Consider the following 22,746-nt stretch of genomic DNA (forward strand, 5'->3'; position numbering starts at 1 on the left):
GGTTACGGCCACCCGCCGGCGGGATCACGCGCCGACGCCTCGAACAAAAAGGGACAGTTCAAATGCGCTCAAAAAAAAGCCCGAGATCGTGAGATCTCGGGCTAAATCCACCAAAGGAGGAGGGTGGAGGAGACAACCGTGGCATGTTGGGAGCGTTTCGCTCGCTGCGCTGTCGGGGTTTGGCACCGCGCCGACTGCGTTTCAACATCCGATGAGATGCATAGTATCGGTTTTTTTTGTGCGTTGCAAGAATTTTTTTTGAGCCGCCGCGTTGTCCGATGTTGCGTTGCATTTTTGCCGCAACGTCGCGCCTCCCTCCCCGGAAAGCCGCACCCAGCAATGCGTTGCAAAAATGGAGGGTTATTGCCGAACGGGTTAACCCCTTGCGGAATTACCCTAGCCACGATCGGGTTATCCCGCCCTATGATTTGCACCGGAAAGGTGCATGCGGCACCAATATGCGGCAAATATTGCGCACTGCAACATTTTGATGCCGGGCCTTGCCGGCGCTGCGCGGGCAGTCCTAGATCCGGTACGCGGTGGTGGTCATGACCTTGGACATGGCGCGCATGGCGGCCTTGACCGGCCCAGGCAGCGGCACGCCGCCGGCAGCCTCGGCGCTGGCGCGATGCTGGGCCTCGTCGTCCTTCATCTTCTGCACGATCTGGCGGGAACGGGCGTCCTGCTCCGGCAGCGTCCGCAAATGCCCTTCCAGGTGCGCCTCGACCTGCTTTTCGGTTTCGGCCATGAAGCCCAGGTTGCGCGGCGCGCCCGCATAGCCGGCCAACAAGCCCAGCGCGAACGAGCCGGCGTACCAGACCGGGTTCAGCAGGCTTGGGCGGCTGCCCAGTTCGGTCAGGCGCTGGTTGCACCAGACAAGGTGGTCGACTTCCTCACCGGCGGCCTCCAGCAACAAGTTGCGCGGCCCCGGCTCGCGGCAGACCGCGGCCTGCCCGCGATACAGGGCCTGGGCGCAGACCTCGCCCACATGGTTCACCCGCATCAAGCCCGCCGCGTGACGCTTTTCCTGCGCCGACAGGGTATCCGGCGCCTCCTCGGCGGTGGCTGGGTTGGGGCGACCGGCGCTGGCGCTGCCGGACAACACCCGCAGGGCCCGGTCGGCTTCGGCCAGCAGGGCATCCAGCGGGCTGGCGCGGCGCAGGAAGGCAGCGGGACCGGATCGAGACAGCGTGAGGGACATAGACGACTCCTGAATGGGGCACACACCCCTCATCCGGGGTGGGACTCTCGTGCCTGGAATTGTACGCAACGGGTATCATCAGCCATTGACTGCGCTCAAGCACAAGGACCTCACAAATGGAATGCACGATCGACTGGGGCGGCCCCAACGGCATGCTCTTTACCGCCAGCACCGGCAGCGGCCACGTGGCCGTGATGGACGGCGCCGTGGACGGCGGCGGGCACAACCTGGCGCCGCGTCCGATGGAAATGCTGCTGGCCGGCACCGGCGGCTGCACCGCCTATGACGTCGTGCTGATCCTCAAGCGTGGCCGCCACGCCGTGACCGGCTGCAGCGTCAAGCTGCAGGCCGACCGCGCCGATGTCGACCCCAAGGTGTTCACGCGCATCCACTTTGCCTTCACGGTCACCGGCCGCGACCTGCCGCGCGCCGCGGTCGAGCGCGCGGTGCAGTTGTCGCACGAAAAATACTGCTCGGCATCCGCGATGCTCGAAAAAACCGCCGAATTGACGTTTTCGGTGGACATCGTCGACACCCGGGACGCCGCCGCTGCCTAGCGCGCCCCGGCCGACACGCCGCCATTTCAGCCTTTTCTGATTCTGTACCCATGAAACAATACCTGGACCTCGTTCAATCCATCCTGGACACCGGCGCGTGGCAGGAAAACCGGACGGGCATACGCACGCTGAGCATGCCGGGCGCCTCGCTGCGCTTCGACCTGCAGCAGGGCTTTCCGGCCGTGACCACCAAGAAGCTGGCCTTCAAGTCCGCCATCGGCGAAATGGTCGGCTTCCTGCGTGGCGTGCGCAGCGCCGCCGAGTTCCGCGAACTGGGTTGCAAGGTCTGGGACCAGAACGCCAACGAAAACGCCCAGTGGCTGGCCAACCCCTACCGCGAAGGCCCGGACGACCTGGGCCCGGTCTATGGGGTGCAATGGCGCCAGTGGCCGGCCTACAAGCTGCTGGACGCCGATCGCGACGGCCAGATCGCCGACGCCCTGGGCCGCGGCTACACCAAGGTCGCGGACCTGCAGGAAGGCGGCGCGTCCAAGGTGCTGCTGTACAAGGCGGTCGACCAGTTGCGCCAGTGCCTGGACACCATCCACGAACGGCCGGGCGACCGTCGCATCCTGTTCCATGGCTGGAATTGGGCGCAGATCGAGGAAATGGCGCTGCCGCCCTGCCACCTGCTCTATCAGTTCCTGCCGAACGCGACCACCCGCGAAATCTCGCTGTGCCTGTATATCCGCTCGAATGACGTCGGGCTGGGCACGCCGTTCAACCTTACCGAGGGCGCGGCCCTGTTGCACCTGGTGGGTCGACTGACCGGCTACACGCCGCGCTGGTTCACGTATTTCATCGGCGATGCCCATATCTACGAAAACCACCTGCCGATGCTGCGCGAGCAACTGACGCGCACGCCGCTGGAAGCCCCGCGCCTGGTGCTGTCCGACCGCATCCCCGATTTCGCCCAGACCGGCCGTTACGAGCCGGAATGGCTCGAGAAGGTCGAGCCCGGCGATTTTTCGCTGGCCGGATACACGCACCACGCGCCATTGACGGCGCCGATGGCCGTCTAGAACCCACCGCCGGCATTTCGCGGGTCGCGTACGGCCGCCATCCGGCGCCGGGTGCGCCCCCGTCCGGCGCAAGTGAAGATTGGTGAGCTTCTGGAAGCCCGTTTTCGGTATAACCCATCCCTTAGCCCCGGACGCGCGTCCAGCAAGCCGTGCGCGCCGTTGCTTCCGAACGGCCCATGCCGCGCCGTGCCTGGCCCTCGCCGCGTAACCGGGCAGTCCGTCCGGTCCGCCGCCCGCCTGCAGTGCCGCGCCGCACCCCCCATCCAGACAAGAGAGTACGTGAATCGCCAGCGTCGACAGCAGGATTCCCTTGCGGCCCAGTTGCAACTGTTGACTACTAATTGATTTGAATTGAGGCCGGCGCGGCGGCTGTATGCGCTCAGGACAGGACCCCAAAAATGCTCGTTGGAACATATAACCCTTCGCTCGTCCTCGTTTCCCTAGGGGTCGCCATCCTGGCGTCGTATACGGCGCTGGGCATGGCCAACCGCGTGCGGGCGGCGAGCGGGCTGCCGGCGGCGCGCTATTGGCTGGGCGGCGGCGCGCTGGCGATGGGCATCGGCATCTGGTCCATGCACTTCGTCGGCATGCTGGCGTTCAACCTGCCCATTCCCATGGGCTACGACCTGCCGCTGACCGTGCTGTCGCTGGCCATCGCCATCGGCTGCTCCGCCTTCGCGTTGTGGATCGTCTGCAAGGACGACCTGCCCTGGGCCCGCCTGCTCAGCGGCGCCCTGCTGATGGGCGCGGGGATCGCCGCCATGCACTATATCGGCATGGCCGCCATGCGCATGATGCCGGGCATCGTCTACGACCCCGCCTGGTTCGCCCTGTCCATCGCCATCGCGGTGGCGGCCTCGGGCGCGGCGCTCTGGATCACCTACCGCCTACGCCACGACGGGCCGCGGGTGGCGCTGTCGCGGCCGCTGGCGGCCGTGGTCATGGGGCTGGCGATCGTCGGCATGCACTACACCGGCATGGAAGCCGCGGGCTTTCCGGACGGCAGCATCTGCATGGCGGCGGACGCCGGCATTTCGGCCGGCTGGCTCGCCATCGCGGTCACCGCCGTCACCCTCAGCGTGCTGGCCATCGCCCTGGTGGTGGCGGTGCTGGACAACCGCCTCGAAGCCCGCACCTCGGCGCTGGCCTCGTCGCTGGCCGAGGCCAACGAGGAACTGGTGCAGCTGGCGCTGCACGACACGCTGACCAAGCTGCCCAACCGCATCCTGCTGGAAGACCGGCTGGAACAGGCCATCGAAAGCGCCAGCCGCCGCAAGGGCTATTTCGCCGTGCTGTTCTTCGACCTGGACGGATTCAAGGCGGTCAACGACGCCTACGGCCACCATACCGGCGACGCCCTGCTGATCGACCTGGCCCAGCGCATCCGCCAGACCCTGCGCACCCAGGACACGGTGGCGCGCCTGGGCGGCGACGAATTCATCGTGCTCAGCGAAGTGGTGGAACCAACCGACGCCGCCAATGTGGCCGACCGCCTGATCGAAGCCATCGCGCGGCCGGTGATGGTGTACGGCCACGAGGTGCTGGTGACCTCCAGCGTCGGCATCGCCATCTACCCGAATGACGGCGAGGACACCCATGCGCTGCTGACCAACGCGGACGCCGCGATGTACCACGCCAAGCGCCTGGGCGGCACCGGCTACAGCTTCTTCGAACCGTCGATGAACGCCGACGCGCATGAACAGATCGAGCTGCTGCACGACCTGCGCCTGGCGCAGGAACGCGACCAGTTCGTCCTGCACTACCAGCCCAAGTACGAAGCGCCGGCCGGCCCCATCATGGGCGCCGAGGCCTTGCTGCGCTGGAACCACCCGACGCGCGGCCTGGTGGGTCCGGACCAGTTCATCCCCACGGCGGAAAAGACCGGGCTGATCCTGTCGATCGGCGAATGGGTCATCAATGAAGCCTGCCGCCAGATGCGCGAATGGATCAACGCCGGGCAGGGCCACTGGACCATCGCGGTCAACATTTCCGCGCTGCAGTTCGCCCACGCCAGCCTGGTCGAGACCGTGCGCGCCGCGCTGGCGCGGCACGATGTGCCACCATCCTGCCTGACGCTGGAAGTGACGGAATCGACCGCCATGCGCGACGCCGAAGCCAGCCTGACCGTGCTCAAGCGCCTGTCGGGACTGGGCGTGACCATTTCGATCGACGACTTCGGCACCGGCTACTCCAGCCTGCTGTACCTCAAGCGACTTCCCGCGACCGAACTGAAAATCGACCGTGGTTTCGTCAACCAGCTGGAAAACGACAACGAGGACGCTGCCATCGTTTCGGCCATCGTGGCGCTGGCGCAGCAGTTGAATCTACGCATCGTGGCCGAGGGGGTGGAGACCGCGGCCCAGCAGAAGTTCCTGACCGGACTGGGGTGCGATTCACTGCAGGGCTTCCTGCTGGGCAAGCCGATGCCGGCCGACGAATTCCTGGAACACGCCTCGGGCTGAATCCACGCCAGCCGACCCGCGCGGCCGGGCGAATCCCCGCCCCGCCGGCCAAATTTGCTACGCTTGGAATCTTCCCGCCGGCGCCGCCGGCCGCCTCCTTGCGTACCTGTCCGAATGCCCGCCAGCCTGACCCTGATCGTCGCCTATTCCACCAATCGCGCCATCGGCCGCGACAACGCCCTGCCCTGGAAACTGCCGGGCGACCTGGCGCACTTCAAGCGCAGCACCTTGGGCCATCCGATCATCATGGGCCGCAAGACCTGGGATTCGCTCGGCCGCCCCCTGCCCGGCCGCGCCAATATCGTCGTCAGCCGCAACCCGGCCTTCGAGGCCGCCGGCGCCACCGTGGTGCCGACACTGGAGGCCGCCATCGCCGCCTGCGGCGACAGCGCCGAGGCCTTCGTCATCGGCGGCGCGCAGATCTACACGCAGGCCCTGGCGCTGGCCAGCCGCGTCCTTGCCACCGAGGTCCATGCCGAGGTCGAGGGCGACGCCTTCTTCCCCCTGCTGCCCGGCTTCCAGTGGCGCGAAACCGCGCGCGCGGCGCAGCCCGAGGAAAACGGCTACCGCTACGATTTCGTGACGTACGAACGCGCCTGAGCCGCCCCGCCCGGGCGTGGTGGCTGCCATCGCGGTGCCAACGCCGCGCCGCCTCCCCCGGGACAGCAGGCTAGGCCGCGCCCTCATTGCGCATGAAGCGCCACAGCGCCGGCGCTTCCGAGTACGCCACGTTGAAGCGCACCCAGGGCGTATCAGCCTCGTCCGCCTCAAAGTACGACCCCGGCGCCAGCCAGATGCCGTCCTTCAATGCCAGGCCGGCCAGGCCGTTGGCGCCCCGCTCACGCCACTGCCCGGCCACCTTGGCCCACAGGAACAGCCCGGCACGGGGCTGCGCGTAGATCTCGAAACCGTGTTGCGCCATCAATTCGGCCACCGTGGCGTGCGCCTGCGCCAGCCGCTCGCGGGTGCGCTCGATGTGCGCCCGGTAGCGTCCTTCGCGGATGACCTGGTGGACGATACGCTCCATGATTTCCGGCGAGGTCAGGCCCACCGCCATCTTGGTGCGCGCGATGTCGCGCGCCAGGTCGCGGTGCGCCACCACGTAACCGACCCGCACCGACGGGCTGATGACCTTGGAATAGCCGCCCAGGTAGACCACCCGGCGGCCGCCATCGAGCGCCGCCAGCATGGGCGTGACGCCGGGCGCCAGTTCGCGGGAAATGTCGTCCTCGACCACCCACAGCCCGTGGCGCTCGGCCAGTTGCAGGATGCGGAAGGCATTGGCCATGCTGATGCTGGCGCCGGACGGGTTCTGCAGGGCGGTGTTGACGAACAGCGCGCGCGGCCGGTGCTGCGTCGCGGCCAGCTCCAGCGCCTCGCAATCCAGGCCATCCAGCGTGCGCGCCACCGGCACCACCCGCAGCCCGGCCAACCGCAGCATCTGCAACAGGTTGGCGTAGGCCGGCTGCTCGACCAGCACGGTGTCGCCCGGACGCAGCAGCGTGCGGATCACCATGTCGAGTCCGTGCGTCACGCCCTGGGTCAGCAGCACCTGCGACACTTCCACCTCCATGCCCTGCGCGCTGAGCGTGGCGGCGATGGTCTCGCGCAGCGGCGCGTAGCCATAGGGATGGCCGTAGTTGGCGATGCGCATGGCCGGCACCCGGCCCATGTGGCGCAGCGCCATGTGCAGCCCCTCTTCATTGAGCCACTCGCCCGGCAGCCAGCCGCAGCCCGACTTGATGGGAATGGAGTGGTCCGCGAAGATGTCCGACAGCAGCCAGGCCGCGTTCAGCCGCGGCGGCTCCCATGACTGCGGCGCGCCCCGGCGCGGCGGCGCGTCGGGCGAGGCCACGCGATAGCCGGCGCCGGGGCGCGCCGCCAGCCACCCCAGTGATACCAGGCGGTTGTAGGCGCTGGCCACGGTGAAGGTGCTGACCTGGTACTGGCGCGCGAAGTCGCGCACCGAGGGTAGGGACATACCCGGACGCAGCTCCTGCGCCTCGATGGCGCGCAGCACGGCGGCCACGAGCTGGTCCACCAGGGTTGGCGCCTGCCCCCGGGCACGCACGGGCTGGAAGTCGATCACGGCGCTACGCTATCTGTACAGTTGTCATGCTTGCAACTATACAGTTAGCCCGGTTTGCGCGGATTGTATATTTTCATTCGCGGCCGGACGTACCAGAATCAATCGCATCCCGCCGGCCGGCCGCCCGAAACGCGCGCAGGCTCCGGCACTTGTCCTTCCCCCTGGAGCCGCCATGAACGCCCCCGCCGAGTTGCCCGACCTGTCCCATCTCTGGATGCCTTTCACCGCCAACAAGCAGTTCAAGGCGCATCCCCGCATGCTGGCGTCGGCCAAGGGCATGTACTACACCTCGGTCGACGGCCGCCAGGTGCTGGATGGCACCGCCGGCCTGTGGTGCGTGAACGCCGGCCACGGCCGCCAGGAGATCGTCGAGGCGATCTCGCGCCAGGCCGGCATCATGGACTACGCCCCAGGCTTCCAGCTCGGCCACCCGCTGGCCTTCGAGGCCGCCACGGCCGTCGCCAGCTTCATGCCGCAGGGCCTGGACCGCGTGTTCTTCACCAACTCCGGTTCCGAATCGGTCGACACCGCCCTGAAGATCGCCCTGGCCTACCACCGCGCCCGCGGCGAAGGCCAGCGCACCCGCCTGATCGGCCGCGAGCGCGGCTACCACGGCGTGGGCTTCGGCGGCATTTCGGTCGGCGGCATCTCGCCCAACCGCAAGACCTTCTCCGGCGCGCTGCTGCCCGCCGTGGACCACCTGCCCCACACCCACAACCTGGAGCAGAACGCCTATTCCAAGGGCCAGCCGACCTGGGGCGCGCACCTGGCCGAGGACCTTGAGCGCATCATCGCGCTGCACGACGCCTCGACCATCGCCGCGGTCATCGTCGAACCCATGGCCGGCTCCACCGGCGTGCTGATCCCGCCCAAGGGCTACCTGGAAAAGCTGCGCGAGATCACGTCCAAGCACGGCATCCTGCTGATCTTCGACGAAGTCATCACCGCCTACGGCCGCCTCGGCGCGGCCACCGCGTCGGAATTCTTCGGCGTGACGCCGGACCTGATCGCGATGGCCAAGGGCGTCAGCAACGCCGCCGTGCCCGCGGGCGCGGTCGCGGTGCGCCGCGAGGTGCATGACGCCATCGTCAACGGCCCGGCCGGCGGCATCGAGTTCTTCCACGGCTACACCTATTCGGCCCACCCGCTGGCGGCCGCCGCCATCCTGGCGACGCTGGACATCTACCGCCGCGAAGACCTGTTCGGCCGCGCCCGCAAGCTGTCCGGCGCCTTCGAGCAGGCCGCCCACAGCCTGAAGGGCGCGCCGCACGTCATCGACGTGCGCAACCTGGGCCTGGTGGCCGGCGTCGAGCTGGCGCCGCGCGCCGGCGCGCCGGGCGCGCGCGCCGCCGAAGTGTTCCAGAAGTGCTTCGACAGCGGCCTGATGGTGCGCTACACCGGCGACATCATCGCCGTCTCGCCGCCGCTGATCATCGACGAGGCCCAGATCGGCCAGATCTTCGAGCAGATCGGCAAGGTGCTCAAGGAAGTCGCGTAATCCCCGGCGCGGCGCAGGCGCCGCGCATCACACACAACGGCGGGCGGCCCCGGGCCGCCCTCCGGCGTTTTCAAAGAACCCCGCTCCGAGCTTTCCCATGAAGAAGAACCTCTCGCACTACATCAACGGCCAGCCCTACGATGGCCGCAGCAACCGCTACGCCGACGGTTTCAACCCGGCCACCGGCGAGATCATCACCTCCGTGCCGCTGGCCTCCACCGACGAAGTGGCGCTGGCCGTGGCCGCCGCCAAGGCCGCCTTTCCCGCCTGGTCGGAAACCCCCGCGCTCAAGCGCGCCCGCGTGCTGTTCAACTTCAAGGCGCTGCTGGACAAGCACCAGGACGAACTGGCCGAACTGATCACGCGCGAGCACGGCAAGGTGTTCTCGGACGCCAAGGGCGAAGTGATGCGCGGCATCGAGATCGTCGAATTCGCCTGCGGCATTCCTCATCTGTTCAAGGGCCAGTATTCCGACCAGATCGGCGGCGGCATCGACAACTGGAGCATGCGCCAGGCGCTGGGCGTGGTGGCCGGCATCACGCCGTTCAACTTCCCGATGATGGTGCCGTGCTGGATGTTCCCGGTGGCCATCGCCTGCGGCAACACCTTCGTGCTCAAGCCGTCCGAACGCGATCCCTCGGCCTCGCTGCGCCTGGCCGAACTGCTGACCGAAGCCGGCCTGCCGCCGGGCGTGTTCAACGTGGTGCACGGCGACAAGCAGGCCGTGGACGCGCTGATCGCGCACCCCGACGTCGAGGCCCTGTCCTTCGTCGGCTCGACCCCCATCGCCGAATACATCTACGCCGAAGGCACGCGCCGCGGTAAGCGCGTGCAGGCCCTGGGCGGCGCCAAGAACCACCTGGTGGTGATGCCGGACGCCGATCTCGATCAGGTCACCGATGCGCTGATGGGCGCGGCCTACGGCTCGGCCGGCGAGCGCTGCATGGCGATCTCGGTGGCCGTGGCGGTGGGCGACGTGGCCGACAAGGTCATCGAACGCCTGGTCCCGCGCGTCAAGGCGCTGGTGGTCAAGGATGGCATGCAGGGCGACGCCGAAATGGGCCCGCTGGTCACGGCGCAGCACCGCAACAAGGTCATCGGCTACATCGAGGACGGTGTCGCCGCCGGCGCCGAGCTGGTGGTCGACGGCCGCGGCCTGAAGGTGCCGGGCGCCGAAAAGGGCTTCTTCCTGGGCGGCACGCTGTTCGACAAGGTCAAGCCCGCGATGAACATCTACCGCGAAGAGATCTTCGGACCGGTGCTGTGCGTGGTGCGCGTGCCCGACTTCGCCGCCGCGGTCGAGCTGATCAACGCCCATGAATTCGGCAACGGCGTGGCCTGCTTCACGTCCGATGGCGGTGTGGCGCGCGCCTTCGCCCGCCAGATCAAGGTGGGCATGGTCGGCATCAACGTGCCGATCCCGGTGCCGATGGCCTGGCATTCGTTCGGCGGCTGGAAGCGTTCGCTGTTCGGCGACCACCATGCCTACGGCGAAGAAGGCATCCGCTTCTACTCGCGCTACAAGAGCGTGATGCAGCGCTGGCCGGACAGCATCGCCAAGGGCGCGGAATTCACCATGCCGGTGGCCAAGTGACCATGTAGACGCGTTCACCGCCCCGAGCCGCCAGGCGGCCGGGGTTTTGCCGAAAGACACACAACAAGGGGAATCCTGATGCGCATCGGGATCGGCGGCTTTCAGCATGAAACCAATACCTTCGCGCCTTCGCGCGCGGCGTGGGAAGACTTTGCCGACAAGGGCGGCGGCTGGCCGAAGCTGGTCAGCGGTCCGGCGATGTTCCAGGCCGTGGCCGGCGCCAACATTCCCGTGGCCGGCTTCATCGAGGCCATGCAACAGCACACGCTGCTGCCGGCCACGTGGGCCGCGGCCAGCCCTTCCGGTCCAGTCACCGAGGATGCCTTCGAACGCATCAGCGCCCTGATCCTGCAGGGCCTGCAAGCGGCCCTGCCGCTGGACGGCGTGTACCTGGACCTGCACGGCGCCATGGTCACCGAGCACCTGGACGACGGCGAAGGCGAACTGCTCAAGCGCGTGCGCGCGCTGGTCGGCCCCGACGTGCCGGTGGTGGCCAGCCTGGACCTGCACGCCAACATGACAGCGGCGATGGTGCGCCACGCCGACGCGCTGGTCTGCTACCGCACCTATCCGCACATCGACATGGCCGAGACCGGCCAGCGCGCCGCCGCGCTGCTGGCGCGGCGCCTGGCGGGCGCGCCCCGTCCCTGCGTGGCGCTGCGACAGCTGCCCTACCTGATTCCGCTGTGCTGGCAATCGACCGACATCGAGCCGGCGCGCAGCCTGTACCAGATGGTGGGCGACATCGAGGCGCGCGGCGCCCAGAGCGTGTCGCTGGCCACCGGTTTTCCGGCGGCGGATTTCCCCGATTGCCTGCCCGCGGTATGGGCCTACGGCGCCACCCAGGCCGAGGCCGACGCGGCCGCCGACACGCTGGCGCGCGCGGTGCTCGATGCCGAACGGGATTTTGGCGGCACCCTGTATTCACCCGATGACGCGGTCACGACCGCCATGCGGCTGGCGCGCGAGGCCAACGCGCCGGTGGTCATCGCCGACGCGCAGGACAACCCCGGCGCCGGCGGCAGTTCCGACACCACGGGCCTGCTGCGCGCCCTGATCCGCCACCAGGCGCGCGATGCCGCCATCGGATTGATCGTCGATCCGGAAGCGGCGCTGGCCGCGCACCGCGCCGGCGTGGGTAAATCGGTCCGCATTGCATTGGGTGGACATTCGGGTATTCCCGACGACGAACCACTGGACGCCGAGTTCATCGTGGAGAAAACTTCGGATGGGCGCTTCGATACGCATGGCGCGTTCTACCGCGGCTTCCATATGGACCTGGGCCCCAGCGCCTGCCTGCGCATCGGCGGCGTGCGCATCGTGGTGGCGTCCAACAAGGTGCAGATGGCGGACCAGGAAATGTTCCGTTTCGCCGGCATCGAGCCGCGCCGCGCGGCCATCCTGGCGGTGAAAAGCTCGGCGCATTTCCGCGCCGACTTCACCCCCATCGCCCACGCCATCCTGGTTTGCGCCGCGCCGGGATCGATGCTGATGGATGCGGCAAAACAACCATGGACACGGTTGCGTCCCGGCATCAGAATGGCGCCTTGCGGCCCGGTTTTTTCCAGCGCCGCAAGCGACTGACCCTCGCACGCCGCGCCCGGGGCGCGGCGCGTCAACGACGTAGCGGCAATCCGCGCCGCTCACTACGCATAAAAGGGGAATTTCATGCTCAAGTTCGTCCGCGCGGCCGCGTTCGCCGGCGCCACCCTGCTGATGGCCCATGGCGCCTACGCCGACACCGTCATCAAGGCGGTGATGCATTCGCCGCTGCGCCTGACCGATCCGCACGCCACCACCGCGTACATCACCACGTGGCACGGCTACATGATCTACGACACCCTGCTGGCCACCGACGCCGACAACAAGATCCAGCCGCAGATGCTGGAAAAGTGGGATGTCTCGGCCGACGGCAAGACCTACACCATGACGCTGCGCCCGGGCCAGAAATGGCATGACGGCAAGCCGGTCACGGCCGAGGACTGCGTCGCGTCGATCAAGCGCTGGGCCGCCGGCGACGGCATGGGCCGCACGCTGCTGAAATTCACCGACAAGATCGAAGTCATCGACGACAACAGCTTCCGCATCGTCATGAAGGAACCCACGGACCTGGCGCTGCGCGCCCTGTCCAAGCCGACCGGCACCGCGCCGTTCATGATGCCCAAGCGCATCGCCGAGCTGCCCATCGGCCAGCCGATCACCGACATGACCGGCTCGGGTCCGTTCAAGGTCATCGAGTTCAAGCCGGGCGTGAAGACCGTCTACGCCAAGAACGCCGACTACGTGCCGCGCAAGGAACCCGCCAGCGGCCTGGCCGGTGGCAAGGTGGTGAACGTGGACAAGGTGCAATGGGATGTGATGCCCGACGCCCTGACCACCGCCAACGCCCTGCTGGGCGGCGAAATCGACTTCGTCGAGCAGTTCCCCTATGACCTGCTGCCGATGATCGAAGGCAACAAGGACCTGAAGGAAGAGTCGCTCAGCCCGGTCGGCTACTTCACGATGTACCGCTTCAACTTCAAGTACCCGCCCTTCAACAACAAGAAGATCCGCCAGGCCGCGATGTACGCCATCGGCCAGGAAGACGTGATGAAGGCGCTGGTGGGCAATCCCAAGTACTGGAAGACCTGCGCCTCGCTGTGGGGCTGCGGCACGCCGCTGGAATCGGACATCGGCAAGGACGTGGTGGTGCCCTCGAACATCGAGAAGGCCAAGGCCCTGCTGAAGGAAGCCGGCTATGACAACACCCCGATCCTGGTGATGCACGCCACCGACGTCGGCACGCTGTCGGCGCAGCCGGTGGTGATGGCCCAGGCCCTGCGCAAGGCCGGCTTCAACGTCAACCTGGCGGCGATGGACTGGCAGAGCGTGGCGACCCGCCGCGCCTCCAAGGCGGCGCCGGCCGAAGGCGGCTGGAACATCCACAACACCAACTGGTACGCCACCGATGTGATGGACCCGGTGCGCTCGGCCCCGGCCGCGGCCAACGGCGACAACGCCTGGTTCGGCTGGCCCGACTTCCCCCAGGTCGAGGAACTGCGCACCAAGTTCGCGCTGACCTCCGATCCGGCCGAGCAGAAGAAGATCGCCGATGAATTGCAGCGCATCGGCATCGACGAGGGCCTGTACGTGCCGCTGGGCCAGATGTCGGTCCCCACCGTGTATACGGCCAAGCTCTCGGGCCTGGTGCATGCGCCGGTGTTCGCGTTCTGGAATGTGAAAAAAGCCCCTTGACGGGCAAGTAGTTCAGGGGGAAATACATGCTGGCATTCGTCTCACGCCGGCTCCTCGCGACCATCCCCGTTCTGGTGATGGTCGCGGTGGTGGTCTTTGCGATATTGCGTTTGAGCCCGGGTGATCCGGCCATCATCATGGCCGGCGACGGCGCCACGCCCGAGCGGATCGAACAGATCCGCCAGACGATGGGCCTGGACCAGCCGATGGCCAGGCAGTTCTTCATCTGGGGCGGCAAGCTGCTTCAGGGTGACCTGGGCACCTCGCTGATGTCCGGCGTGCCGGTCACCCAGCTCATCGGCCAGCGCCTCGAACCGTCGTTGAGCCTGGCGCTGTTGACGCTGGTCTTCACGCTGATCGTGGCGATCCCGCTGGGCGTGCTGGCGGCCTGGCGCCAGGGCCGGCTGCTGGACCGCGCGGTCATGGGCTTTTCGGTGCTGGGCTTCTCGGTGCCGGTGTTCGTCACCGGCTACCTGCTGATCTGGGCCTTCGCCATCAAGCTGGGCTGGTTCAACGTGCAGGGCTACACGCCGCTGGCCAATGGCTTCTGGTTGTTCCTGCATCGGCTGATCCTGCCGTCGCTGGCGCTGTCCACCGTGTACATCGCCCTGATCGCGCGCATCACGCGCACCAGCGTCATCGAGGTGATGGGCGAGGACTTCATCCGCACCGCGCGCTCCAAGGGGCTGACCGAGACCGGCGTGCTGCTGGGCCACGCGTTGCGCAATGCCGCCGTGCCCATCGCCACGGTGGTGGGCCTGGGCATCGCGCTGCTGATCAGCGGCGTGGTGGTGACCGAATCGGTGTTCAACATCCCCGGCCTGGGCCGGCTGGTGGTCGAAGCCGTGCTGGCGCGCGACTACCCCGTGATCCAGGGCCTGACGCTGTTCTTCGCCTTCGTCTACGTGTTCATCAATCTGGTTGTCGATTGCGCCTACACGGTGTTCGACCCCCGTATCCGATACTGAGGCCACGCCATGCAAACGCCAACCGACGCCGCTGCGCAAGCGGCCGCCGATCTTCCCGGCGGCGGCACGCCCCACGTCACCGCCTGGCGCCAGATCCGCCAGGGCCTCAAAAGCTGGCCGGTGATGCTGGCCCTGGTGGTGCTGCTCATCATTGTCGCCATCGCCCTGTTCGCCCCGCTGCTGGGCACGGTCGACCCGACGTCCATCAATCCCGGCGCGCGCCTGAAGCAGCCGTTCACCGATTACCTGTTCGGCACCGACGCCTTCGGCCGCGACGTCTGGTCGCGCGTGGCCTACGGCGCGCGCGTCTCGCTGATCGCGGGGCTGGGCGCGGCGGTCATCAGCGTCACCATCGGGCTGGTGGTCGGCGTCATCGCCGGCTGGTTCCGCTCGCTCGACGGCATCATCATGCGCACCATGGACGCCATCATGGCGATCCCCGGCATCCTGTTGGCGATTGCCCTGGTGTCGGTCACCGGGGCCAGCCTGATGACGGTGCTGGTGGCCATCACCATCCCCGAAATTCCACGGGTGGTGCGCCTGGTGCGCGGACAGATCCTGACCGTTCGCGGCGAGCCCTACGTCGAAGCGGCGCTGGCGCTGGGCACGCCGCTGCCGCTGCTGCTGTGGCGCCACATGGTGCCCAGCACCATCGCGCCGCTGACCGTGCAGGGCACGTATGTGTTCGCTTCGGCCATGCTGACCGAGGCCATCCTCAGCTTCCTGGGCGCGGGCATCCCGCCCGAGATCGCCTCCTGGGGCAACATCATGTCCGAAGGCCGCATGTACTTCCGCATGCTGCCCGGCCTGATCCTGTTCCCGGGGCTGTTCCTGTCGCTGACCGTGCTCAGCGTGAACATCCTGGGCGACGCGCTGCGCGACGCCCTCGATCCGAAAATGGTGCGCAGGATCTGATGCCGATGACCTACTCTCCCACTCCCCCCGCGGGCGATACCTCGTCCGCCGTGCTGGCGATCCGCAACCTGTCGGTGGAGGTCGGCGGCGCCGGCAACCGCGTGGTGCGCAACCTGAGCCTGGACGTGCACGCCGGCGAAACCGTGTGCGTGGTCGGCGAGTCCGGCTCGGGCAAGTCGGTCACGTCGCTGGCCGTCATGGGCCTGTTGCCGGCCGGCGTGCTGCGCATCAGCGCGGGCTCGATCCGCGTCGAAGGCGAGGACGTGGCCAACGCCACGCCGCGGCGCCTGCGCGAACTGCGCGCCACCCGCATGGCCATGGTGTTCCAGGAACCCATGACCGCGCTGAACCCCGTGCACACCGTCGGCAAGCAGGTCGACGAAGTGCTGCGGCTGCATCGCCGCATGTCGGCCGCCGAACGCCGCGCCAAGGTGCTGGACATGTTCCGCTCGGTGCACCTGCCCGACGTCGAGCGCATCTACGATGCCTATCCGCACCAGCTCTCGGGCGGCCAGCGCCAGCGCATCGTGATCGCCATGGCGCTGATCCTGGAGCCCAAGCTGCTGATCGCCGACGAGCCGACCACGGCGCTGGACGTCACCACGCAGAAGCAGATCCTGCTGCTGATCAAGGAACTGCAGGTCAAGCACCGGACCGCCGTGCTGTTCATCACGCACGACTTCGGCGTGGTGGCCGAGATCGCCGACCGAATCGTGGTGATGAACCGCGGCGACCTGATCGAAAGCGGCACCCGCGACGAGATCCTGGCCGAACCCAAGCAGTCGTACACGCGGCGCCTGGTGTCGTCGGTGCCCAGCCTGGTGCCGTTGCACCGCGAAGCGCCCGCGGGCGTGCCGGTGCTGCACGTCAAGGGCCTGGGGCGCACCTACGGCGGCAAGCGCTCGCTGTTCTCGCGCAGCGCGCCGCGCAACGTGATCGCGGCGGCAGACGTCAACCTGACGCTGCGCAAGGGCGAAATCCTCGGCATCGTGGGCGAGTCCGGCTCGGGCAAGTCGACCGTGGCGCGCTGCATCGTGCGCCTGATCGAACCCACCGCCGGCCACATGATGATGGGCGGCGAAGACCTCAGCACGCTGTCCGGCGCGGCCCTGCGCCCGGTGCGGCGCCGCATCCAGATCGTGTTCCAGGATCCTTACCGCTCGCTCAACCCGCGCCGCACCGTGGGCGAGTCCATCATCGAAGGCCTGCTCAACTTCGGCGTGCCGCGCGAGCAGGCGCTGCAACGCGCCGGCGAGACGCTGTCGGTGGTCGGACTGAGCCCCGACGCCATGCGGCGCTACCCGCACCAGTTTTCCGGCGGCCAGCGCCAGCGCATCTGCATCGCCCGCGCGCTGGTGATGGACCCCGAGATCCTGGTGGCCGACGAAGCCGTGTCGGCGCTGGACGTGTCGGTGCAGGCGCAGGTGCTGGAACTGCTCGAGCAGGTGCGCGAACGCACCGGCGTGGGCGTGCTGTTCATCACGCATGACCTGCGCGTGGCCGCGCAGATCTGCGACACCATCATGGTCATGCAGCGCGGCAAGGTCGTCGAGACCGGCGCCGCCCAGGCCGTGCTGACCGATCCCCGCCACGAGTACACCCGCGCCCTGATCGACGCGGCGCCCGGGCGCGACTGGGACTTCCGCAATTTCCGGCCCGTGGCGGCCGGGCTGGCGGCCCCCTCCGCCTGAGGCGTCCCAATCAACCCAGGCATCCCACGCAATCGGAACCCGCCATGTCGCAACCGCATGAACTCTCGGCCCAGGAACTGCTGGCCGCCTATCGCAACAAGACCCTGTCGCCGGTCGAGGCGACCCGCTCGGTGCTCGACCACATCGCGCGCTGGGAACCGCACATCCACGCCACCTATGCGCTCGATCCCGACCAGGCGCTGGCGCAGGCGCGCGCTTCCGAGGCGCGCTGGATGAAGGGCGAGCCGCAGGCTTGCGGCGGCTACTCGCTGGACGGCGTGCCCGCCACCATCAAGGAAAACATCGCCACCCGCGGCGTGCCGGTGCCGCTGGGCACCGCCGCCACTGACCTGACGCCGGCCGCGGCCGACGCCCCGCCGGCGGCGCGCATGCGCGAGGCCGGCGCGGTAGTGCTGGGCAAGACCACCATGCCCGACTACGGCATGCTGTCCTCGGGGCTGTCGAGCTTCCATGCGCTGACGCGCAACCCCTGGGACCTGAGCAAAAACCCGGGCGGCTCCAGCGCCGGCGCCGGGGCGGCGGCGGCGGCGGGCTACGGCCCGCTGCACATCGGCACCGACATCGGCGGCTCGGTGCGCCTGCCGGCCGCCTGGTGCGGCATCGCCACGCTCAAGCCCAGCCTGGGCCGCATCCCCATCGACCCGCCCTTCATGGGCCGCTGCGCCGGCCCCATGACCCGCGACATCACTGACGCCGCGCTGATGATGGGCGTGCTGTCGCAGCCCGACGCGCGCGATCACATGAGCCTGCCGTTCCAGGACTTCGACTGGCTCAACCTGGATATCGACGTGCGCGGCCTGCGCATCGGCCTGCAGCTGGACGCCGGCTGCGGCCTGCCGCTGGACCCGGAGATCCGCGCCGCCGTCGAAGCCGCGGCCCGACTGTTCGAGTCGGCCGGCGCCATCGTCACGCCGCTCAAGCCGTGGATGACGCCGGAGATGCTGGACGGCGTCGACCGTTTCTGGCGCACCCGCTCGGCCATCGACCTGGGGGCCCTGCCGCAAGCGCGCCGCGACAAGATCCTGCCGTTCATCCGCGCCTGGGCCGAAAGCGGCGGCGGCCAATCCGGCGAGGCCGTGTTCCGCAGCTACTACGAAACCCTGAACGTGCGCGCCAGGACCGTGGCCGCCACCGCCCCCTTCGACTACGTGCTGTCGCCGGTGGCGCCGGTGGTGGCCTACAACGCCGAGTGGGCCGCGCCCACCAACGAGGTCGCCACGACCATGCACCACATCGGCTACACGCTGCCCTACAACATGAGCGAGCAGCCGGCCGCCTCGGTCAACTGCGGCTACACCAGGGCGGGCCTGCCGATCGGCCTGCAGATCGCCGGCGCGCGCTTCGACGATCTGGGCGTGCTGCGCGTGGCCCGCGCCTGGGAGCGCATGCGCCCGGCCCAGCAGCCCTGGCCGCAACCGCCCCGGGCCTGACACCGTCCCGCTCCCCTTCCCCTTTGGCAACCCACAGGAATTCCCATGCGTTGGCTTCTGGCAATGATCAAGCACGAGACGAACACCTTCTCGCCCGTGCCGACCCCGCTCGCGCGCTTTTTCCGCGGCAATCCTGAAATCCTGGCCGGCGACCGCGCCATCCGCGCCTACGAGAACACCGACAGCGGCCTGGGCGGCTACATCGAGGTGGCGCGCCGCGTCGGCGCCGAGATCGTGGTGCCGGTGGCCGCCGAATCCTGGCCCAGCGGCCCGGCCAGCGCCGAGACCCACGAGCTGCTGTGCAAGCGGGTGCTGGACGAGGTCCGCAAGGGCGGCTACGACGCCATCCTGCTGGACCTGCACGGCGCCATGGTGGCCGAGGGCGTGGAAGACGCCGAGGGCGACCTGCTGCGCCGCCTGCGCGAGATCGATTCCAAGACCCCGGTGGCGGTGACGCTAGACATGCACGCCAACATCTACGCCGACATCGTTGACAACGCCACCGTCATCAGCGGCTTCCATACCTATCCGCACGTGGACATCCGCGAGGCCGGCGTGCGCGCGGCCAACGTCATCGTGCGCACGCTCAAGGGCGAGATCAAGCCCGTGATGACCTGGGGCGACAAGCCCATGCTGCCGCACGTCATGTGCCAGGGCACCCACGCCGATCCCAACAAATCGCTGCAGGAGCGCTGCCGCCAGCTGGAGGCCGATGGCGTTCTGGCGGCCTCGGTGTTCGTGGGTTTCCCCCACGCCGACATCCGCGAAGCCGGCCTGAGCGCCGTGGTCTGTACGGACGCCAACCTGGCCCAGGCGCAGCAATACCGCGACGAACTGCTGGAGCGCGCCTGGAACGACCGGGCGAAATGGGTGTTCCATTCCGAGCCGCTGGCGCCCACCATTGCCCGGGCCAAGACCATCGAGCACGGGCCTGTGGTGCTGCTGGACCACTACGACAACACCGGCTCCGGCGGCACCATGGACACGACGGCGGTGCTGGCCGAGGTGCTGCGCCAGGAACTGGACAACGTGGTGTTCTACGCCATCTGCGATCCCCAGGCGGCGCGCGAGGCCGCCACGGCGGGCGTGGGCAGCACCGTCACCCTGCCCCTGGGCGGCAAGGTGGACATGCCCGCCATCAAGCGGGCCGGCGAGCCGCTGACGGTGACCGGCCGGGTCAAGCTGGTGTTCGACGGTGTCTACCTGAACCGCGGCCCCATGTACCGTGGCGTGCGCAATGACACCGGCCTGACGGTGGTGATCGATACCGGACGGGTCGAGATCGTGGTGGTGTCGCGCCACCAGGAGCCCTTCGACATCAATTGCCTGCTGTCGGCCGGCATCGATCCGCTGCAAAAGCGCTATGTGGTGCTCAAGAGCCGGGTCCACTGGCGCGCCGGCTTCTCCGAGATGGCCACCGAGATCATCGAGTGCACCGGCGTGGGCGTCACCACCTCCGACTACGGCCAGCTTGACTTCAAGCATGTGCGCCGGCCGATCTACCCGCTCGATCCCCTGTAAAACACGCGTTGTCGACAATATGGCCGGCGCCCGAGGGCGCCGGCTTTCATTTTGAAATCTTCGGTAACGGCGCGCACTGCAACTGGCTACCCCGCCTCGGTATACTCGCCGCGGGTCCTGACAGGCCGATGAATATGTCCCATTGCCCGCGCCGCTCGACGGCGCCGCGCCGCAGGGACAAGACTCGACAATCAACGACAAAGCAAAACATGAAAAAGAGCGTAGCGATCACCTTAGCCGTGGTCATAGTGGGAGCGGGAAGCTGGGTGGGTGCTACCTGGTACACCGGCAAGCGCATCGAGGAAGGCGCGCAGCGCCGCCTGGCCGAGGCCAACGAGAAGCTGGCCAAGATCACGCCTTTGTTCGGCCTGCGCATCGACCAGATCAAATACGAGCGCGGCCTGTTCTCGACGCAGGCGCGCTACGGCGTGTCGTTCGTCAAGAGCGACAAGAGCCTGAGCGACATGCCGGACGGCATGTTGGAATTCGATGCCCAAATCGAGCACGGCCCGTTCCCCAAGAGCGCGCTGGCGCGCGGCGCCATCGCGCCCAAGCTGGCTTTCGTCCACACCGAAATGGCCAAGACGGACAACGTCAAGCCGGTGTTCGAGCTGACCAAGGACGTCTCGCCCCTGGTCACCGATGCCATGGTCAGCTTTGGCGGCAGCACGGCATCGACCGCCCGCATCGCGCCGGTGAAGGTGACGCATGAAGGCAATTCGGTCGATTTCAGCGGCATGGAAATCACCGGCACGTTCGACCGCGGCCTGGCCGCCATCACCGCCAATGCCAAGACCGACACCCTGGCGGTGGACGGCACCAAGGGTAGCGATCCGATCAAGATGGCGATGTCCGGCCTGACCATGGACGTCGACAGCCGCATGGGCAAGTTCGGCCTGTCGGTCGGCGACTCGGGCATCAAGATCAAGCGCATCGAAGTGATCAAGCCGGACGCCGACGCCAAGGTGATCCTCGACAACTTCAGCTATACCGTCAAGCTGGCCGAGGACGACAAGAACATCAACATCCAGGCCGCGTATCAGACCGGCGACATCAACGTCAACGACGTGCCGCTGGGCAACGGCCAGGCCGTCATCAAGCTGGCCCGGCTGGACGGCGCCGCGGTCAAGCAGTTGTCCGACACCTACAACCAGCTGATGCGCCAATACATGGCCGATGCCCACGACGAGGGCCTGAACGACGAACAGTTCCAGGTGCTGCTGGATAACGCCGGCAAGCTGCTGGCCGGCAATCCGTCGTTCAGCATCGACCCGATCAGCTGGAAGACCGCCAAGGGCGAAAGCAAGCTGAACGTCACGCTGGACCTGGCCAATCCTCCCAATGTCAAGGACCTGACGCCGCAGGAAATCGTGGTCAAGGCCATCAAGCAGATCGACGCCACGCTGGTGATCTCCAAGCCGATGGTGCAGGACCTGATGGTGCAGTACGCCATCAAGAAGGACGGCATGCCCGCCGACAAGGCCGAAGCCGAGGCCGCCGACAACATCCGCAGCATGTCCGGCATGGCCGAGATGTTCAACGTCGGCAAGAACGACGGCGACAACATCGTCGGCAAGTTCCACTTCGCCGACGGCATGGGCGACCTGAACGGCAAGAAGATTCCCGCCGACGAACTGTTCTCGGGCCTGCTGGGCGCGGCTGGCATGGACGAGGACACGATGGACGATGAAGACGAAGCCGAGCCGGCCGTCGGCGCCACCGCCATGGACGACGACATGGCCGCCACCAGCAATGCCGACGTGGTCAACGAGTTCGACGTCGACATGGTCGTCGGCATGCTGGACGACATGGGCTACACCACGCGCAAGACCGACGGCGACGAAGGCCCGGTCCTGATCCTGGATGCCAGCAACACCGGCGCCACCGACCTGCGCCTGGAATTCCTGTGCAACGACTTCTCCGAGAAGTGCTACGATCTGGTCGCCACCGCCACCTACGCCGGCAAGAAGCCGGCCACGCTCAAGGCCATCAACGCCTGGAACCAGCAATACCGCTGGACCCGCGCCTACCTGGACGACAAGAACCAGGCCGTGCTGCAGATGGACATGAACGCCGAAGGCGGCATCGGCAAGAAGAACCTGCAGATCCTGCTGAACACCTACTTCAGCATCACCGAGGAATTCGCCACCGCGATGTCGGCGGCGCCGGCCAGGAAGTAAGACGGCCGCGCAAAAACACCCCTCATCTTATGAACTGACGTCCCAAATCGTACAGTCCGCAGTCAAAAGGCCTGAGCTCGGTTCAACACCGGACTCAGGCCTTTTATTTAATCTAACAGTACGGGCCTGTTAATACAGCCAAGCCTGTGCGGTCTGGAATATGGGACGGCATGTTGGCCTGAGCCGGGCCAGCGCCCTCTTCAACATGCCGTCAACCTGTAGAAACAGCAGCCAGCGGCTGCTCTTTCCCATTGCGAAATATCCATTTTTGGATAGTCCTGATGAGCGGCAGACACAGCCGTTCGTCACACGCACGGAATTCGGCTACACCACTGGACTCTTTCTGACTAGCAGCAGTCTGCT

16 protein-coding genes are annotated in these 22,746 nt (G+C 67.4%); 14 read left to right on the forward strand and 2 right to left on the reverse strand.

Features of this window, described 5'->3' with window-relative positions; translation table 11 throughout:
- Window positions 1-523 precede the first annotated feature (523 nt).
- A complete protein-coding gene (coq7, locus tag ACVN9Z_RS03635) occupies window positions 524-1,201 on the reverse strand; it encodes a 2-polyprenyl-3-methyl-6-methoxy-1,4-benzoquinone monooxygenase (protein ID WP_006385887.1) in 678 nt (225 codons plus the stop codon).
- Between the two features lie 116 nt (window positions 1,202-1,317).
- On the opposite strand from coq7, the gene ACVN9Z_RS03640 reads away from it, so the two are divergent.
- The 4 genes from ACVN9Z_RS03640 to ACVN9Z_RS03655 all read left to right on the forward strand — a co-directional run bounded on the left by ACVN9Z_RS03640 (window position 1,318) and on the right by ACVN9Z_RS03655 (window position 5,842).
- Window positions 1,318-1,758, forward strand: coding sequence for an OsmC family protein (locus ACVN9Z_RS03640; RefSeq protein WP_006385886.1), 441 nt, complete (start codon window positions 1,318-1,320; stop codon window positions 1,756-1,758).
- A gap of 50 nt (window positions 1,759-1,808) precedes the next feature.
- Window positions 1,809-2,780 carry a thymidylate synthase gene (locus tag ACVN9Z_RS03645; RefSeq protein WP_020926295.1) on the forward strand — a complete coding sequence of 324 codons (972 nt, stop codon included), beginning with the start codon at window positions 1,809-1,811 and terminating at the stop codon, window positions 2,778-2,780.
- Window positions 2,781-3,178: 398 nt separating this feature from the next.
- Window positions 3,179-5,242, forward strand: a complete 2,064-nt coding sequence (locus tag ACVN9Z_RS03650; protein WP_458213134.1) for a putative bifunctional diguanylate cyclase/phosphodiesterase — start codon at window positions 3,179-3,181, stop codon at window positions 5,240-5,242.
- 114 nt (window positions 5,243-5,356) lie between these two features.
- On the forward strand, window positions 5,357-5,842 hold the full coding sequence (locus tag ACVN9Z_RS03655) for a dihydrofolate reductase (RefSeq protein WP_020926293.1): 486 nt from the start codon (window positions 5,357-5,359) through the stop codon (window positions 5,840-5,842).
- 70 nt (window positions 5,843-5,912) lie between these two features.
- On the opposite strand, the gene ACVN9Z_RS03660 is transcribed toward ACVN9Z_RS03655, so the two are convergent.
- Window positions 5,913-7,331 (reverse strand): aminotransferase-like domain-containing protein, encoded by a 1,419-nt coding sequence (locus ACVN9Z_RS03660; protein WP_047991889.1) that lies wholly within the window; start codon window positions 7,329-7,331, stop codon window positions 5,913-5,915.
- Between the two features lie 172 nt (window positions 7,332-7,503).
- Here ACVN9Z_RS03660 and ACVN9Z_RS03665 point away from each other — a divergent pair, with 172 nt between their 5' ends.
- The 10 genes from ACVN9Z_RS03665 (at window position 7,504) to ACVN9Z_RS03710 (ending at window position 22,383) form a co-directional block, all read left to right on the forward strand.
- Window positions 7,504-8,829: an omega-aminotransferase AptA gene (locus ACVN9Z_RS03665; RefSeq protein ID WP_448685399.1), complete on the forward strand. Its 1,326-nt coding sequence runs from the start codon at window positions 7,504-7,506 to the stop codon at window positions 8,827-8,829.
- Between the two features lie 97 nt (window positions 8,830-8,926).
- Window positions 8,927-10,423, forward strand: coding sequence for a CoA-acylating methylmalonate-semialdehyde dehydrogenase (locus ACVN9Z_RS03670; protein ID WP_006385880.1), 1,497 nt, complete (start codon window positions 8,927-8,929; stop codon window positions 10,421-10,423).
- Window positions 10,424-10,501: 78 nt separating this feature from the next.
- Window positions 10,502-12,007, forward strand: coding sequence for a M81 family metallopeptidase (locus ACVN9Z_RS03675; protein WP_024070429.1), 1,506 nt, complete (start codon window positions 10,502-10,504; stop codon window positions 12,005-12,007).
- Between the two features lie 84 nt (window positions 12,008-12,091).
- A complete protein-coding gene (locus tag ACVN9Z_RS03680; RefSeq protein WP_006385878.1) occupies window positions 12,092-13,657 on the forward strand; it encodes an ABC transporter substrate-binding protein in 1,566 nt (521 codons plus the stop codon).
- Between the two features lie 26 nt (window positions 13,658-13,683).
- Entirely contained in the window at window positions 13,684-14,625 is a 942-nt protein-coding gene (locus tag ACVN9Z_RS03685; protein WP_006385877.1) for an ABC transporter permease, read from the forward strand.
- 9 nt (window positions 14,626-14,634) lie between these two features.
- Window positions 14,635-15,540: an ABC transporter permease gene (locus tag ACVN9Z_RS03690; protein WP_006385876.1), complete on the forward strand. Its 906-nt coding sequence runs from the start codon at window positions 14,635-14,637 to the stop codon at window positions 15,538-15,540.
- Between the two features lie 5 nt (window positions 15,541-15,545).
- Window positions 15,546-17,231: an ABC transporter ATP-binding protein gene (locus ACVN9Z_RS03695; protein WP_047991892.1), complete on the forward strand. Its 1,686-nt coding sequence runs from the start codon at window positions 15,546-15,548 to the stop codon at window positions 17,229-17,231.
- 44 nt (window positions 17,232-17,275) lie between these two features.
- Complete coding sequence (locus tag ACVN9Z_RS03700) at window positions 17,276-18,682, forward strand: amidase (protein ID WP_458213135.1); 1,407 nt, start codon at window positions 17,276-17,278, stop codon at window positions 18,680-18,682.
- Window positions 18,683-18,727: 45 nt separating this feature from the next.
- Window positions 18,728-20,203, forward strand: coding sequence for a M81 family metallopeptidase (locus tag ACVN9Z_RS03705; RefSeq protein ID WP_047991894.1), 1,476 nt, complete (start codon window positions 18,728-18,730; stop codon window positions 20,201-20,203).
- Window positions 20,204-20,412: 209 nt separating this feature from the next.
- Window positions 20,413-22,383: a DUF945 family protein gene (locus ACVN9Z_RS03710; protein ID WP_047991895.1), complete on the forward strand. Its 1,971-nt coding sequence runs from the start codon at window positions 20,413-20,415 to the stop codon at window positions 22,381-22,383.
- The last annotated feature ends 363 nt before the right edge of the window (window positions 22,384-22,746 follow it).

The organism is Achromobacter sp. KK8, assembly GCF_054188005.1.

Coding starts and splice junctions, on each gene's coding strand:
- ACVN9Z_RS03705 (WP_047991894.1), top strand. CDS start 18,728: ATGCGTTGGCTTCTGGCAATGATCAAGCACGAGACGAACACCTTCTCG.
- coq7 (WP_006385887.1), bottom strand. CDS start 1,201: ATGTCCCTCACGCTGTCTCGATCCGGTCCCGCTGCCTTCCTGCGCCGC.
- ACVN9Z_RS03685 (WP_006385877.1), top strand. CDS start 13,684: ATGCTGGCATTCGTCTCACGCCGGCTCCTCGCGACCATCCCCGTTCTG.
- ACVN9Z_RS03700 (WP_458213135.1), top strand. CDS start 17,276: ATGTCGCAACCGCATGAACTCTCGGCCCAGGAACTGCTGGCCGCCTAT.
- ACVN9Z_RS03665 (WP_448685399.1), top strand. CDS start 7,504: ATGAACGCCCCCGCCGAGTTGCCCGACCTGTCCCATCTCTGGATGCCT.
- ACVN9Z_RS03655 (WP_020926293.1), top strand. CDS start 5,357: ATGCCCGCCAGCCTGACCCTGATCGTCGCCTATTCCACCAATCGCGCC.
- ACVN9Z_RS03710 (WP_047991895.1), top strand. CDS start 20,413: ATGAAAAAGAGCGTAGCGATCACCTTAGCCGTGGTCATAGTGGGAGCG.
- ACVN9Z_RS03645 (WP_020926295.1), top strand. CDS start 1,809: ATGAAACAATACCTGGACCTCGTTCAATCCATCCTGGACACCGGCGCG.
- ACVN9Z_RS03675 (WP_024070429.1), top strand. CDS start 10,502: ATGCGCATCGGGATCGGCGGCTTTCAGCATGAAACCAATACCTTCGCG.
- ACVN9Z_RS03670 (WP_006385880.1), top strand. CDS start 8,927: ATGAAGAAGAACCTCTCGCACTACATCAACGGCCAGCCCTACGATGGC.
- ACVN9Z_RS03640 (WP_006385886.1), top strand. CDS start 1,318: ATGGAATGCACGATCGACTGGGGCGGCCCCAACGGCATGCTCTTTACC.
- ACVN9Z_RS03695 (WP_047991892.1), top strand. CDS start 15,546: ATGACCTACTCTCCCACTCCCCCCGCGGGCGATACCTCGTCCGCCGTG.
- ACVN9Z_RS03680 (WP_006385878.1), top strand. CDS start 12,092: ATGCTCAAGTTCGTCCGCGCGGCCGCGTTCGCCGGCGCCACCCTGCTG.
- ACVN9Z_RS03690 (WP_006385876.1), top strand. CDS start 14,635: ATGCAAACGCCAACCGACGCCGCTGCGCAAGCGGCCGCCGATCTTCCC.
- ACVN9Z_RS03650 (WP_458213134.1), top strand. CDS start 3,179: ATGCTCGTTGGAACATATAACCCTTCGCTCGTCCTCGTTTCCCTAGGG.